This window comes from Pseudomonas sp. (genome assembly GCF_048269965.1).
In the GTDB taxonomy this organism is placed as follows: Bacteria; Pseudomonadota; Gammaproteobacteria; order Pseudomonadales; family Pseudomonadaceae; genus Aquipseudomonas.
In genome coordinates, this window is record NZ_JBLWTV010000002.1 from 145,718 (window position 1) to 159,679 (window position 13,962).

Genomic DNA, 13,962 nt, shown 5'->3' on the forward strand with positions numbered 1-13,962 from the left:
AGGCATTTCCTTAAGTCACCCCCCTGTGCTGTCGCCTTTGTAATCGGTACGTCCGCCGTCTGCGCGACGCAGGCGGAAGTTGGCCTTCCGCTCGTCGTTGATCAGTGTGCAGGCGGAAAGGATCTTTCACCTGGCGGAATGCCTAGAGCCCTCTAAATCAAGGGTTTCAGCTGTTGGCATCGCTATTGCTATCTCACAGGAAAACGGGTGTCCGACTATGGCTATCGATTCAGATTACGTTCAAAGCATGGCGACCCAACTGGCCCAATACGAAGTTCAGGGCCAGTTGGCCAAGGCCAACCGCAACCAGGCCGCATACCAGGCGCAGCTCGGTGCCCTGACCAGCCTGGATACCGCGCTGAAGGCCTTCAAGACGGCTGCCAGCGGGCTCAAGCTGGCCGGCAGCAGCATGCTGGTCAACAGTGCGAGCTTCAGCCAGGAGGGTTATGCCAGCGCTACGGTGGGCTCCAAGGCCGTGGCCGGCAGTTACGACTTTTTCGTTCAGCAATTGGCCAGCAAGAGCCAGGTTGCCCTGCAAGGGCTGCAGGACGGCGACCTCGGTAGCGGCAGCCTGACCATCGGCCAGGGCGGCGACGCGTTCAATGTCGATCTCGGCGCCGTCGCCACGCTCGACGAACTGGCCGCAGCCATCAACGGTGCGACCGACAACAATGGCGTCAAGGCGACCCTGGTGCGCAGCAATGGCCAGGTCAACCTGGTGCTGACCAGTGAGAAGACCGGCGCCGACCAGGCCATCAGCCTGAGTGCCAGTGGCAATGCTGCGGTCGAAGGGGCGGTGGCCGGCCGGCAGGAGCTGTCGGTCGCCAAGGATGCCATCGTGCGCCTGGGTGGCGAGACCGGTATCGAACTGACCAGCACCAGCAACACCTTCGACAACATCATCGATGGCGTCAGCCTGACCTTCAGCAAGGCGCACAAGAGCGGTGACGCGCCGCTGACCATGGAAATCGGCCAGGACCAGAAAGCCACCAAGGAGAAGACGCAGACCTTCGTCAGCGCCTTCAATGCCCTGATGACCAGTTTCGACTCGCTCACCTCCAGCGGTGGCGAGAGCGGCGGTCGCGGGCCTCTGGCTGGCGATGCCAGCGTGCGCGCCATCGAGACCATGCTCAACCAGTTGGTGCGCAGCCCGTTTGGCGGTGTGAGCCTCACCGAGTTCGGCATCGTCGCCGACCGCAACGGCAAGCTGACCATCGACAACGCCCGCTTCGAGAAGGCCGTGGCAGCCAACCCGGAAGGCTTCGAGAAGCTGTTCACCGACAAGGGCAACCTGCTCGATACCCTGGACAAGAATCTGGCGGTCTACACCAGCAGTGCTGGCGGGCTGCTGAGCAATCGCAAGGACACCCTCAACTCCCAGCTGCGCCGTGTCGATCAGCAGTTCGACACCATCCAGAAGCAATACGACTCCTACTACGCCCGCTATCTCCGTCAGTACACCGGTCTCATGCAGACCATGGCGGCGATGGAACAGACCTACGGAATGTTCTGATGAGTGCCTACAACCTCAACGAAAGTTACGACAGCTACCGCACCGTGGACCTCGAGGCGCGTGCCGCTGCGGCCTCGCCTTACGAACTGGTGCTGGTGCTGTTCGACGGCCTGCTCGATGAGCTGGCGCGTGCCCGTGGTCATATCGAGGCCAAGCGTTACCAGCAGAAGGGCCAATCCCTGGAGAAGTGCCTGAACATCCTCGGCGGCCTCAATGGTGCCCTCGATTACGAGAACGGCGGCGAGTTGGTGCAGGGCCTGGCGCGGCTCTACGACTACTGCATCTATCGCCTCTCCGATGTCAGCGTCAGCCTGTCGCTGGAGGGGTTGGATGAAGTGGTCGGCCTGCTCGGTGTGCTGCGCGAAGGCTGGGAAGGCGTGAATGCAACGCGCAAGTGAACTGCGTGCGCTGCAGCAACTGCACGCGCAGTTGGCGCAGGCGCTGGAGCAGGCTGACTGGACGCGTATCGGTGAGATCGATGGGCTGATCCGCTCCTGCCTGCAGTTGCTGGCCGGGATGCCCGGCCTGAGCGACGAGGTACGCGAGGCCAAGGGGCAGTTGCAGCAGTTGCACGGACAGGCGCGTAGCGCCTGCGCCGAAGAGTGCGAGCGGGTGCGTCGGCTGCTGCTGACGCACCTGGAATACGCCGAAGGGCGCAGCGCATACATGCGCGTCGATCTGTATCAAGGTGGGAGATAAAAGGTGCTGCAACTGATCAATGCCAATGCTCAGGTGAACCTGACGGACGCCGCCGGGCAAACCCTGCCGGCCGGTTTTGCCCAGGCCCTGCGCGCTGGCGGTGAGACGCCGCCGTTCGATCTGCAGATGGCCGTGCAGGGCTTCACCGCCGCCGAGCCAGGGGCAGCGCTGAGTGAAGATGTCACGGCCGTCAAGGTCACCCTCAGCGAAGCGGATGCCGAACAGTGGCTGGCCAGCATGCTGGACCAGCAGGCGGTGCATATCGAGGCGCGTGAAACACCTGAGCAGGTGCTGCATGAACAGGTGCATCAGGACGACTCGGAGCAGGTCGAGCAGGCTGCCGCGTTGCCTGCCGAGCTCCTCGGCCAGGCGCAGATGCAGCCGCAGCCGCAGCCGCGTGAGCAGTCGCCAGCCCAGCCAGCGCATAGCGCAAGTGTTCCAGCGCCCAGCCAGCAATCGCTGTCGTCCCAGGTAGCGGCGCCCGTGCCGCAGGTGGCAGCCGAGATTGCGATACAGACGGCCGCGCCAGCGCTGGCGAGTGAAAGCATCGAGACGAGCGATCTCGAGCGCCTGGCGAGTGCCGGCACGGATGCAGATAAAGCGATTCCCGGCCCCGCGACTTCCTCTGCGGCGCCTGCTACGCCACTGACTGCCGAGCGCCCGCTCAAGCTGCATGCGCCACAGACACAGTGGGGCGAGCAGATGCTGGCCAGCTTGCGCGAGCATGTAGAGCTGCAGATCAATCAGCGCATACAGAACGCCACCATCCGCCTCGACCCGCCGGAGTTGGGCAGCCTGGAAATTTTCCTCAGCCATGAGTCCGGCCGCCTCAGTGTGCAGCTCTCGGCTGCCAACGCCGATGTCGCCCGCCTGTTGCAGCAGACCAGCGAGCGTCTGCGTCAGGAACTGGTCGGGCAGAACTTCGTGCAGGTCAACGTGCAGGTCTCCGCCGATGCTCAGGGCGGTCGCCAGCAAGGCCAGCCACGCCAGGCCTGGCAGGGCGAAGAGCCGGTGCAGGCCGCCAGCCTCATCACGCCGACCAGCGAGCGCGGCAACCCGAATTCCACCAGCGACGTGCTGGTCACCGTTTAACCCTTTGCAAGTGGATCGAGAATCAACCATGACCATGCCGCGCATCATCCTGCTGCTGCTTATCTTCAACACCCTGGTGGTGATCGGCGGCACCGTCTTCAACTACGCGACGCTGCGTTCGATGCAGTCGGGCCAGCCAGTGCTCGGCCTGCCTGCCGGCGGCGCTGAGGCGGAGGAGGCGACCAGCGAATACCGCTTCTTCCCCATCGAGAAGGTCATCGTCAGCCTGAAGGGCGAAAACCGTGAGCATTACTTCGTGCTCGACCTGGTGTTGCAGGCCGACCTCGAAACCGACCCGAAGAAGCTCGAGCAGATCGACCCGATGGTGCGCAATTCGGTGGTCGCCCACCTGTCTGCCATGACCTTCGAGACGCTGCGCGGCATGCCCATTCCAGAGCTGCAGGGCACGCTGGAAAGCGCGCTGTTCGATGACTTCGCCAGCAAGAAGCTGGCGATGCCGTTCGCCAATGTGCTGGTCAGCAAACTGATCGTCCAGTAGGTACCGTCGCCATGAACGCCAACTGCGCCATTGACTATCGCTACGCTGCCGAACAGGGCGGAGCTGCGCTGTTCGCCCCAGGGGCCGAGCAGAAGTGGTTGTTGCAGTACCTGCCGCTGGTCAAGCGCATCGTCAGTCAGCTGGCGTTGCAGGCCAATCAGGTGCTCGACCGCGAAGACATGGAGCAGATCGGCCTGATGGGGCTGCTCGAATGCCTGCGCCGCTATGGCACCCCGGATGAGCAGTTCGGTCGCTTCGCCGCGCTGCGCATCCGTGGCGCGATTCTCGACGAGCTGCGCCGCCAGGACTGGCGCCCACGCCAGGTGCGCCAGCAGACCCACAGGATCCGCGACGCCATTCGCCAGTTGGCGCGGCAACTGGGTCGTGTGCCGCAGGAGGAAGAGATCCTCCAGGCGGCCGGGATCAGTAGCAAGGATTACCAGGAGTTTCTCCAGGCCGATGCCTGTGAGGCCATCGAAAGCCTCGATGAGTTGCTGCAGAACGGTCACGAGGGCTTCGCCTGTGGCAGCAGTGCGGTCGAGGACCGCGTGCTCAAGGAGCGCCTGCTGACTCAGGCGCTGAGCCAGCTCAGCGAACGCGAACGACTGGTGCTGACCCTTTACTACCAACATGAGCTGAGCCTCAAGGAAATCGCCCTGGTGCTGGAGCTGAGCGACGCGCGCGTCTGCCAGTTGAGCAAGCAGGCGATCGCCAAGGCCAGTCGCTACCTGAACGAGAGAGGCTAGGGTGCAGAAGTTATTAGGTGCATTGATCATCGTCGCCTGCGTGCTCGGTGGCTACGTCATGGCCCATGGTGAGTTGGCCATGCTGTGGCAGCCGGCCGAGGTGATCATCATCGTCGGGGCGGGCTTTGGTGCTCTGGTGGTGGCCAACCCCAAGGACGTGCTGATCGAGATGCTGCATCAGATCAAAGGCGTGTTCGTTTACAAGAAACGCGGCGAGGAATTTCAGCGCCAGCTGTTGATGCTGCTCTATGAGTTGCTGGAGATGGTCGATGTCGGTGGCCTCAAGGTGCTCGACGCGCATATCGAGGAGCCCGAGCAGAGCGAGCTGTTCGCCAAGTACCCGCTGATCCGTCAGGAGAAGAACCTGATGGCTTTCATCGCCGACAACTTCCGGCTGATGGCCATGGGCAAGATCAGCGCCCACGAACTCGAAGGCTTCCTCGAGCAGGAACTGGAGGCCATGGAACACGTGCTGATGCAGCCGTCGCGCTCGCTGCACAAGATCGGTGAGGCGATGCCGGGTTTCGGCATCCTCGCGGCGATCCTCGGCATCGTCATCACTATGGGTAACATCGGTGGTTCGGTGGCCGAGATCGGCGCCCATGTCGCCGCCGCACTGGTGGGCACTTTCCTCGGCATCTTCATGTGCTATTGCGTGATGGACCCGCTGTCCAGCGCCATGGGCCAGTGCATCAAGACCGAGATGTCGGCACTCGAATGCGTGCGCACCACCCTGGTCGCGCACGTCGCCGGCAAACCCACGCTGCTGGCGGTGGACGCCGGACGCAAGCTGATCGAGCAGGACGTCAAACCGGCATTCAAACAGCTCGAGATCTGGGTCAACCGTTACGAAGATGAAAGGGACGCGGCATGAAACCGCGTGCCGGTGAAGGCCATGAAATCATTATCAAGCGTCGTAGCAAGAAGGGTGGCCACGACGGGCATGGCGGTGCCTGGAAGGTAGCCTTCGCCGACTTCACCATGGCCATGATGGCGCTGTTCATGGTGCTGTGGATCATCCAGCCGCAGACCCAGGACGCCAGCCGCGCCAATGCCGACATGCTGAACAATCCGCTGGTCGATGGCGGTGCCGGCATCTTCGATGGCACCAGCACCACGCCGCTGGACCTCGATGGTGTGCCGGTGCAGGTCAGCCCGCGCCAGGATCGGGAAAACCAGGCTCGCACCCCCGAGGAAGATCCCGGCGCGGAGCTGGGCGATGGCCAGCCGGGGCCAGCCCGCCGGCCGCACTATGCCGAGTCGCAGCAGATGCAGGATCTGGCCAAGCTGATGGAGGCGCTGGCGCTGCAGCTGGATGCCGAGGCCAACATCGAAGTGCAGGTGGTGCCGCAGGGCCTGCGCATCCTGATCAAGGACGATGCCCAGCGTTTCATGTTCAGCCGTGGCAGTGCGCGACTGGACCCGCATTTCGCCAGGCTGCTCGAGCGCCTGGCCGCCATTCTGGTCAAGGTCGACAATCACCTGATCATCAGCGGCCACACCGATGCCACCCCTTATCGTGGTGTCGTCGGTGGCTACAACAACTGGAACCTGTCCGGCGACCGCGCACTGCGCGCGCGCAACGTGATGGTCGAGGCCGGTCTGTCGCCCAGCGCCGTACTGCAGGTCACCGCTCAGGCGGATGGCATGCCCTTGTTGCCGAATGACCCGGAGAACGGTGCCAATCGACGTATCGAGCTGCTGTTGCTGACCAGTCAGGCCGAAGGCCTGTACCGCGAGTTGTTCGGCGAGGCCCAGGTGCGTGTGGAGTACCGCGCCGAGGGGGCGCAGCTCAGTGCGCCGGACTCGTGATGTGGGTCGTTGGGAGTTTACAGACGCTGCGTGCGGCAGTAGACCTGTCGAGTCTCCAGCGCATAGAGGCAGCCATCGAGGCGGGTCAGGCGAATGGTCGAACCCTTGTGTCGGCCGTAGAGCAGGTTGAACACCAGTTCGTCGTCGACTTCGCTGGCCAGGCCGGTGACCTGGCCGTCTTCGACGCGCAGCCGGTAATTGCCGAGGAAGCCGTACTCCACGACCCCCGAGGTCTCCAGGATGCTGTCGCCCTGCCGGGTCATGGCATAGAAACGACCATGGTTGACCTGCAGGCTGTGGCTGATCTCCAGGACCTGACCGTTGCTCAGATGAACCTGCCCGCTGGACTGGTAACGGCCGTCGAGCTCGGCGCTGGAAATGAAATTCAGCCACAGCACGAGCATGCCGAGCAGCATCGCCAGGGCCGTGGCGAGCATGGTCAGCAACCAGCCGCCGCTGATGCCGCACTGTTTGCTCTGGCTCATGGCAGGCACCTGCTCAGTTGGGCATCGGCCACCTGATCCAGCTGGCTTTCGTGCAACATCAGCGAGCGTGCACCACCATTGACCTGCAGGCACAGCAGTTCATAGAAACCGCCACGCAGGCTCAGTACCAGATTGGCCGGTTTGCTGGCCAGTACCGTAAGCCTGCTGGTCAGGCCGTGAGTCTGCAGAATCAGTTGCTGCAGTTTGTGCGGATCCTGATCGATGTAGCGTACCTGCAGTGAGCCCAGGTTCATTTCGCTGCTGTGCAGGTCTTCGGGCTGGCTGATCGTGTACAGCGCCGTGAACAAGGCGATACCGACGATGCTGAACAGGCTCAGCAGCATCAGCCAGGATGCCCGCTGACGGCTGTGGCGGCGCAGAAAGGCTGGCGGCGGCGCCGGCGTATCGAGGTTTTCGCTGACTGCGCCGATGTCGTCGATGCTCGGCGGATAGACCAGATAGTTGGGGTTCAGCAGATAGCCGCGGCGCGGCAGGGTCTGGATGATCTCGCGGCTCTTTTCGTCGCCCAGCACCTGGCGCAGGGTGTAGATCTGCTGGTTGAGGCTGCCCTGGCCGACAATCCGATCGGCCCAGGCGTGGCTCATCAGTTCCTCGCGCGCAACCACTTCGCCGGGCTCCTGCAGCAAACGCTCGAGCAGGCGGCTGCCGGAGTAGCCAAGATCGATCTTTTCTTCGATGCCGCTCTTTACCAGGGTCAGCTGATACAGCGCCGGGTAGAAGTGCGCGTAACAATCGCTGCGCCCGGTCCTGATGATCAGACACGTAATGTTGCTTTCCGGCTCGGCTAGCGGCGTTTCGGGGCTGGTGTTCATGCGGTCCTTGAGGCGAGCGGCAATTCCATGCGGGAAATTTCCCGACGATAGACGGTCAGCATTCTGGCGCCAGGGGAATGCACTGGCAAGTCTTGTGCCAGCTGCTTGTTGCTGGAGGCAGGTTGCCGTTCGCTGGGGGCGATCACTCAATACTAGCCAGTCTGCGGGTGAAGTCGACGATATCGCCGAGATTCGCCGAAGCCGTATCGATCATGTCTCGGTTTGATGACAGTTGATCAATGTTCCTGATAGGGCGGGATGGGGCGCAACGAGAAACGCCCCGCGGGTGCGAGGCGTTGGGGGATCGGCGCAATCCTTTGCGCCTGGATGACGCGGTATCAGCCCAGCAGGGACATGACCATGCCCGGCATCTGGCCGGCTTGCTTGAGCATGGAGATGCCCGACTGCATCAGCATGGAGTTCTTGCTCATGTTGGCGCTTTCCTTGGCGAAGTCGGCATCCATGATGCGACCCTTGGCCATGTCGGTGTTGTCCTTCATGTTGGCCAGGTTGTTGGCGGTGTGGTTCAGGCGGTTGATGTTGGCACCGAAGGCGGCACGCATGGCGCCAATGTCGTCCAGAGCGGTGTTGATGGTATCGATCATGGTGTTGGCGCCAGCGGCGGTGGCGATTTCGGTACCGGCAGTGCCTGGGGTGGTGTAGTTGCTGGACAGGCCGTCCAGGGCAGTACCCAGGGCAGCGGACTGAGTCGTGGCGTCCAGTTCCAGGGTTTCGGCAGTGGTGGCGCCGATCTGGAAGGTCACGGCGGCGGCACCGAACTTGCCGGTAGCACCGTCAAGACCGAACAGGGCGTCGCCAGCGTAGCTGGTGTTGGTCATGATGTTGGCCAGTTCTTTACCCAGCTCGTCGTATTCGGCTTGCAGGGCGTCACGGTCAGCCTGGGCGTTGGTGCCGTTGGAGGACTGGGTGGCGAGGTCTTTCATGCGCTGAACGATATCGGTCATTTCGCTGAAGGCGCCTTCGGCGGTCTGCAGCAGCGATACTGCGTCGCTGGTGTTGCGCATGGCCACGTCCATGCCGCGCGACTGGGCGTTCAGACGGGTAGCGATCTGCAGGCCGGCGGCGTCGTCGGCAGCGGAGTTGATGCGCAGGCCAGTGCCCAGACGCTGCTGGTTGGTGCTCAGGGCGTTGTTGGTCTTGCCCAGGTTGGTCTGGGTGATCAGCGAGGAGTAGTTGGTATGAATCGACAGAGCCATGATGATAATTCCTTCAGTTGAGTGAAGCTGGCTGTGATTGCCTGCTGTAAGTGAAGGGCGACCGGCTTATGGCGCTGATTAAATGGCGCTGAGGATTTTTTTGCACCTGCGGCGCTGGTACGGGCTGTCCTGCGTAGGGTGCGCTGGCGACTCGTGGTGCGCGCGGCGCACCCTACGGGTCGTCGCGGCAAACGAAAACGGCGACCCGAGGGTCGCCGTTTTGTGAAAACCAGGCGTGATCAGCCGATTTCGATCATCTCGAAATCCATCTTGCCGACGCCGCAGTCAGGGCATAGCCAGTCTTCCGGCACGTCTTCCCAGCGGGTGCCGGGAGCGATGCCGTCATCCGGCCAGCCCTGGCTCTCGTCGTAAATCAGTCCACAGACCACGCATTGCCACTTCTTCATATAACCCTCAGGCGTATCTCACGGTAGTGCGCGATGAACGCTACCGTAATTGCACCGATGCGCCAAGCGGACCGGCGACGATCGTCGTCCGCCAGCGGCCAACCAAAGGCGGGTCGTGCAGTGCACGACCCGCCAGAAGTCAGCGACTGCTCATCAGTGGATCGGTCAGCGCCATGCCGTACATCGCCACCAGCGCGATCACGCCGGCCATGGCGAGATAGTAGAGCGTCGGCAGGATGGTCTTGCGCAGGGTGATGCCTTCGCGTCCGAGTAGGCCAACGGTTGCCGATGCCGCCACCACGTTGTGGATGGCGATCATGTTGCCCGCCGCTGCACCGACCGACTGCACCGCCACCATCATCGCCCCGGATACGCCGATCAGCTCCGCCGCGTTGAGCTGGAACTGCGACAGCATCAGGTTGGACACGGTGTTGGAGCCGGCGATGAAGGCGCCCAGTGCGCCGACCGCCGGCGCGAAGAACGGATACACGCCGCCGACGCTGTCGGCCACCAGTTGTGCCATGGCCACGGGCATCGACATCAGGTCGCTGCCGTTGACGCCCGAGTTGATCAGGATACGCACCATGGGAATGGTGAAGATCAGCACGAAGCCGGCACCGAGCAGGGTCTTGCTCGACTCGCCCACTGCCGCCTTGAGCTCGGAAAAGCGCATGCGGTGCAGGAAGAAGGTCACCAGCACCACCATGCAGAGGATGCCACCCGGCAGGAAAAGCGGCTCGATGGTGCCGGATACGCCGGTTTCACCGAGGATATCCTTCCAGCCGAAACTCAGGCTCATCAGGGCTGCCTTGACCTCAGGGAAGGTACGCGAGATCACCAGGAACACGGCGAGCAACAGGTAGGGTGCCCAGGCCATGGGGACGGAGATCGGCGCCTTGCCGGCCACCTCGTCGAGCTTCATCTCGATCTTGCCCATCCAGTCGGACGGCCAGTCCTTTGGATCAGCGAAGTCCCAGCTGTCCTTCGGCAGCAGGAAGCCGGCCTTGGCGGCCGGCACCACGATGGCCAGGCCGACCAGGGCGCCGATCATCGAGGGGAATTCCGGGCCGAGGAACACGCCGGCGGCCATGTACGGCAGGGAGAAGGCGAAGGCGGTGAAGATGGCGAACGGTGCGATGGCCAGGCCTTCCTTCCAGCTCCGATTCTTGCCGAAGAAGCGCGTCATGATCATCACCATGATCAGCGGCATCAGCAGACCGATCAGGCCGTGGGTGATGGCCACGCGCGAGTAGATCAGGTGGAAGAAGGTTTCCCAGCTGCTGCCGCTGGCCACCAGTTGTTCGGTGATGCCGGTTCTGTCCAGACCGGCGCCGACGCCCACCAGGATCGGCGTACCCACCGCACCGAAGGACACCGGTGTGGACTGCACCATCATCCCCAGCACCACCGCGGCCAGTGCCGGGAAGCCCAGGGCTACCAGCAGCGGTGCGGCCACGGCAGCCGGGGTGCCGAAACCGGAGGCACCCTCGATGAAGCAGCCGAACAGCCAGGCGACGATCAGCGCCTGCACGCGGCGATCCGGACTGACATTGGAGAAGCCCCGGCGGATCGCCGCGATACCTCCCGAGTGCTTGAGGGTGTTCAGCAGCAGGATCGCGCCGAAGATGATCCACAGGATCGAGGCCGTGAGAATCAGCCCCTGCAGGCTGGAGGCGATGACCCGGTTGAGGGACATGTCCCAGGCCAGCAGGCCGATCAGGGCGGTGAGGACGAACACCAGCGGCATCGCGTACTTGGCCGGCCAGCGAAAGCCGATCAACAGCACACCCGCCAGCACCAGCGGCACGAAGGCCAGGATGGACAGCAGCGTTTGACTCATGGGTTGGTTCCTTCTTTTTCTTGTGAACCACAAATTTCCGGGGACACCCGGCGCCACGCATCTGGAAGGGCCGGGCACCACGGCACCGACCTTTCCGCGAGCCACGAAGACAGGGATCACCCATCGTCGCGCTCATGCTCGAAAGCCCCGACGGTCAGAAACCGTCAGGGCTTGTTACTGCTCAGTGGGAGGGGCTTTCGGCTCTGGCATCCTGCTTCGCTCTACCTCCTGCATCCAGGCAGTCGTAGCCGCGACAAGGAAACTACAAACAGCTCGCGGCTGAGGCCCCTCACACAGTCATTCAAACCTCCTCTTTGAAACGCAAACGCCAGGCGTGCAGCAGCGGCTCGGTGTAGCCGGACGGCTGCTCGCGGCCCTTGAACACCAGATCACTGGCGGCGCGGAAGGCATGGGATTGCTCGAAGTTCGGTGCCATCGGGCGGTAGGCCGGATCGCCGGCATTCTGCCCGTCCACCACCTGCGCCATGCGCTGCAGCGTCTCGCGGACCTGGGCCTCGCTGACCACGCCGTGGTGCAACCAGTTGGCGATGTGCTGGGCGGAGATCCGCAATGTGGCGCGGTCTTCCATCAGGCCGACGTTGTGGATGTCCGGCACCTTGGAACAGCCGACGCCTTGCTCGACCCAGCGCACCACGTAACCGAGGATGCCCTGGCAGTTGTTGTCCAGTTCCTGCTGGATATCGCTGGCGCTCCAGGGCCGTTCGGCACTGACCGGTACGCTGAGCAGGTCGCCCAGCAGGCTGTCGCGCTGGCTGGCCAGGTCGATCAGCTCCAGCTCGCTCTGCACCGCCTGCACGTCGACCTGGTGGTAGTGCAGGGCGTGCAGCACGGCGGCGGTCGGCGACGGCACCCAGGCGGTGTTGGCGCCGGCCTTCGGGTGGCCGATCTTCTGTTCGAGCATGGCCGCCATCAGGTCCGGCATGGCCCACATGCCTTTGCCGATCTGCGCTTTGCCACGCAGGCCGCAGGCCAGGCCGACCAGCACGTTGTTGCGCTCGTAGGCCTGGATCCAGGCGCTGGACTTCATGTCGCCCTTGCGCAGCATGGCGCCGGCTTCCATGGCGGTGTGCATCTCGTCACCGGTGCGGTCGAGAAAGCCGGTGTTGATGAAGGCCACGCGCGCGCTGGCGGCCTCGATGCAGGCCTTGAGGTTGACGCTGGTGCGCCGCTCCTCGTCCATGATGCCCATCTTCAGGGTGTTGGCCGCCATGCCCAGCAGCTGTTCGACGCGACCGAACAGCTCGTTGGCGAAGGCCACTTCGAACGGGCCGTGCATCTTCGGCTTGACGATATAGACGCTGCCGGTGCGCGAGTTGCCACGACGCTTGAGGTCATGCAGGGCGATCAGGCTGGTGACCACGGCATCGAGAATGCCTTCGGGAATCTCATGGCCTTCGCCATCGATGATGGCCGGGTTGCTCATCAGGTGGCCGACGTTGCGCACGAACAGCAGCGAGCGACCGTGCAGGGTCAGTTCGCTGCCGTCGGCGCCGGTGTAAGTGCGATCCGGGTTGAGGCGGCGGGTGATGCGCTTGCCGCCCTTGTCCAGTTCCTCGGCCAGGTCACCTTTCATCAGGCCCAGCCAGTTGCGGTAGATCACCACCTTGTCAGCGGCGTCGACGGCGGCCACCGAATCCTCGCAGTCCATGATGGTCGACAACGCCGCTTCCATCAGCACGTCCTTGACCCCGGCGGCGTCAGTGCGGCCGATAGGGCTGCCCGCGTCGATCTGGATCTCGAAGTGCAGGCCGTTGTTCTTCAGCAGCACCGCGCTCGGTGCGGCGGCATCGCCCAGGAAGCCGACGAATTTCTCTGGCTGTGCCAGGGAGGTCTGCGCGCCGCTGCTCAGGGTCACCTGCAACTGGCCGGCGACTACGGCATAGGCGCTGGCGTCGGCGTGCGAGCCCTTGGCCAGCGGCGCCGCCTGATCGAGGAAGGCGCGGGCGAAGGCGATCACCTTGGCGCCGCGTACTTCGTTGTAGCCCGGCCCTTTGCTGGCGCCATCAGCCTCACTGATCGCGTCGGTGCCATACAGCGCGTCGTACAGCGAGCCCCAGCGAGCGTTGGCGGCGTTCAGTGCGTAACGGGCATTCATCACCGGCACCACCAGTTGCGGGCCGGCCTGGGTGGCGATCTCGCTGTCGACCTTGGCGGTGGTCGCCTTGACCTTCTCCGGCTGTGGCAGCAGATAGCCGATGGTGCCGAGGAAGGCGCGGTAGGCGTTCATGTCGCGGATCGGGCCGGGGTTGGCGCGATGCCAGGCATCCAGCTCGGTCTGCAGGCGGTCGCGCTCGGCCAGCAGCGCACGGTTGCGTGGCGCCAGATCGTGCACCAGCGCGTCGAAACCGTTCCAGAAGGCCGCAGCCTCGATACCGCTGCCGGGCAGCACTTCGTGTTCGATGAACTGCTTGAGCTCGGCGGCTACCTGCAGGCGCTGACATTGCACGCGTTCGGTCATGTTTCTGTTCTCCTGTCTATTCGCTCCCCTCTCCCATTGGGAGAGGGGCTGGGGGTGAGGGGTTATGGCGGTGCGCTGCAAATGCCCCTCATCCGGTATTTCGTGCCACCTTCTCCCGGAGGGAGAAGGGCATCAGTTGGCGGCTGCGTTGCAAAAAACCTCATCTGGTACTTCGTGGCAGCTTCCCCCTTGGGGGAGAAGGGCATCGGTTGGCGGCTGCGTTGCAAAAAAACCTCATCTGGTACTTCGTGGCAGCTTCTCCCTTGGGGGAGAAGGGCATCGGTTGGCGGCTGCGTTGCCAAAGCCCCCTCATCCGGCACTTCGTGCCACCTTCTCCCAG

The 13,962-nt window shown here is 63.4% G+C and carries 14 protein-coding genes; 8 read left to right on the plus strand and 6 right to left on the minus strand.

Translation table 11 applies throughout. The annotated features are described in order from the left end of the window. Positions 1–217 precede the first annotated feature (217 nt). The 8 genes from fliD to ACN0X6_RS03025 are packed head-to-tail and all read left to right on the plus strand — an operon-like array spanning position 218 to position 6,361. Positions 218–1,513: a flagellar filament capping protein FliD gene (gene fliD, locus ACN0X6_RS02990; protein ID WP_417701996.1), complete on the plus strand. Its 1,296-nt coding sequence runs from the start codon at positions 218–220 to the stop codon at positions 1,511–1,513. After that, positions 1,513–1,911: a flagellar export chaperone FliS gene (fliS, locus tag ACN0X6_RS02995; protein ID WP_017676447.1), complete on the plus strand. Its 399-nt coding sequence runs from the start codon at positions 1,513–1,515 to the stop codon at positions 1,909–1,911. Before fliD ends, fliS begins: the two co-directional genes overlap by 1 nt. Beyond that, positions 1,895–2,212, plus strand: a complete 318-nt coding sequence (locus tag ACN0X6_RS03000) for a hypothetical protein (protein ID WP_417701998.1) — start codon at positions 1,895–1,897, stop codon at positions 2,210–2,212. The genes fliS and ACN0X6_RS03000 overlap by 17 nt, the downstream gene beginning before the upstream one ends. Before the next feature lie 3 nt (positions 2,213–2,215). Further along, entirely contained in the window at positions 2,216–3,304 is a 1,089-nt protein-coding gene (locus tag ACN0X6_RS03005) for a flagellar hook-length control protein FliK (RefSeq protein ID WP_417701999.1), read from the plus strand. Positions 3,305–3,332: 28 nt separating this feature from the next. After that, a complete protein-coding gene (locus tag ACN0X6_RS03010; protein ID WP_417702001.1) occupies positions 3,333–3,803 on the plus strand; it encodes a flagellar basal body-associated FliL family protein in 471 nt (156 codons plus the stop codon). A gap of 11 nt (positions 3,804–3,814) precedes the next feature. Beyond that, entirely contained in the window at positions 3,815–4,549 is a 735-nt protein-coding gene (locus tag ACN0X6_RS03015; protein ID WP_417702003.1) for a FliA/WhiG family RNA polymerase sigma factor, read from the plus strand. 1 nt (position 4,550) lies between these two features. Further along, complete coding sequence (motA, locus tag ACN0X6_RS03020; protein WP_021487573.1) at positions 4,551–5,423, plus strand: flagellar motor stator protein MotA; 873 nt, start codon at positions 4,551–4,553, stop codon at positions 5,421–5,423. Beyond that, positions 5,420–6,361, plus strand: coding sequence for a flagellar motor protein MotB (locus tag ACN0X6_RS03025; protein WP_417702005.1), 942 nt, complete (start codon positions 5,420–5,422; stop codon positions 6,359–6,361). Before motA ends, ACN0X6_RS03025 begins: the two co-directional genes overlap by 4 nt. A gap of 17 nt (positions 6,362–6,378) precedes the next feature. Here ACN0X6_RS03025 and ACN0X6_RS03030 read toward each other — a convergent pair whose 3' ends face one another. The 6 genes from ACN0X6_RS03030 to ACN0X6_RS03055 form a co-directional block, all read right to left on the minus strand. Further along, the gene (locus ACN0X6_RS03030; RefSeq protein ID WP_417702007.1) at positions 6,379–6,846 is read right to left on the minus strand and encodes a hypothetical protein; all 468 of its coding nucleotides are present in this window, start codon (positions 6,844–6,846) and stop codon (positions 6,379–6,381) included. Next, entirely contained in the window at positions 6,843–7,679 is an 837-nt protein-coding gene (locus ACN0X6_RS03035) for a winged helix-turn-helix domain-containing protein (RefSeq protein ID WP_417702008.1), read from the minus strand. The genes ACN0X6_RS03030 and ACN0X6_RS03035 overlap by 4 nt, the downstream gene beginning before the upstream one ends. A 338-nt stretch (positions 7,680–8,017) precedes the next feature. Continuing rightward, complete coding sequence (gene lafA / locus ACN0X6_RS03040) at positions 8,018–8,896, minus strand: lateral flagellin LafA (RefSeq protein WP_160016941.1); 879 nt, start codon at positions 8,894–8,896, stop codon at positions 8,018–8,020. 239 nt (positions 8,897–9,135) lie between these two features. Then, positions 9,136–9,303 (minus strand): rubredoxin, encoded by a 168-nt coding sequence (locus tag ACN0X6_RS03045; protein WP_003242223.1) that lies wholly within the window; start codon positions 9,301–9,303, stop codon positions 9,136–9,138. Positions 9,304–9,442: 139 nt separating this feature from the next. Continuing rightward, on the minus strand, positions 9,443–11,143 hold the full coding sequence (locus ACN0X6_RS03050; protein ID WP_417702010.1) for an L-lactate permease: 1,701 nt from the start codon (positions 11,141–11,143) through the stop codon (positions 9,443–9,445). 301 nt (positions 11,144–11,444) lie between these two features. Further along, on the minus strand, positions 11,445–13,622 hold the full coding sequence (locus tag ACN0X6_RS03055) for a malate synthase G (protein ID WP_417702012.1): 2,178 nt from the start codon (positions 13,620–13,622) through the stop codon (positions 11,445–11,447). Positions 13,623–13,962 lie beyond the last annotated feature (340 nt).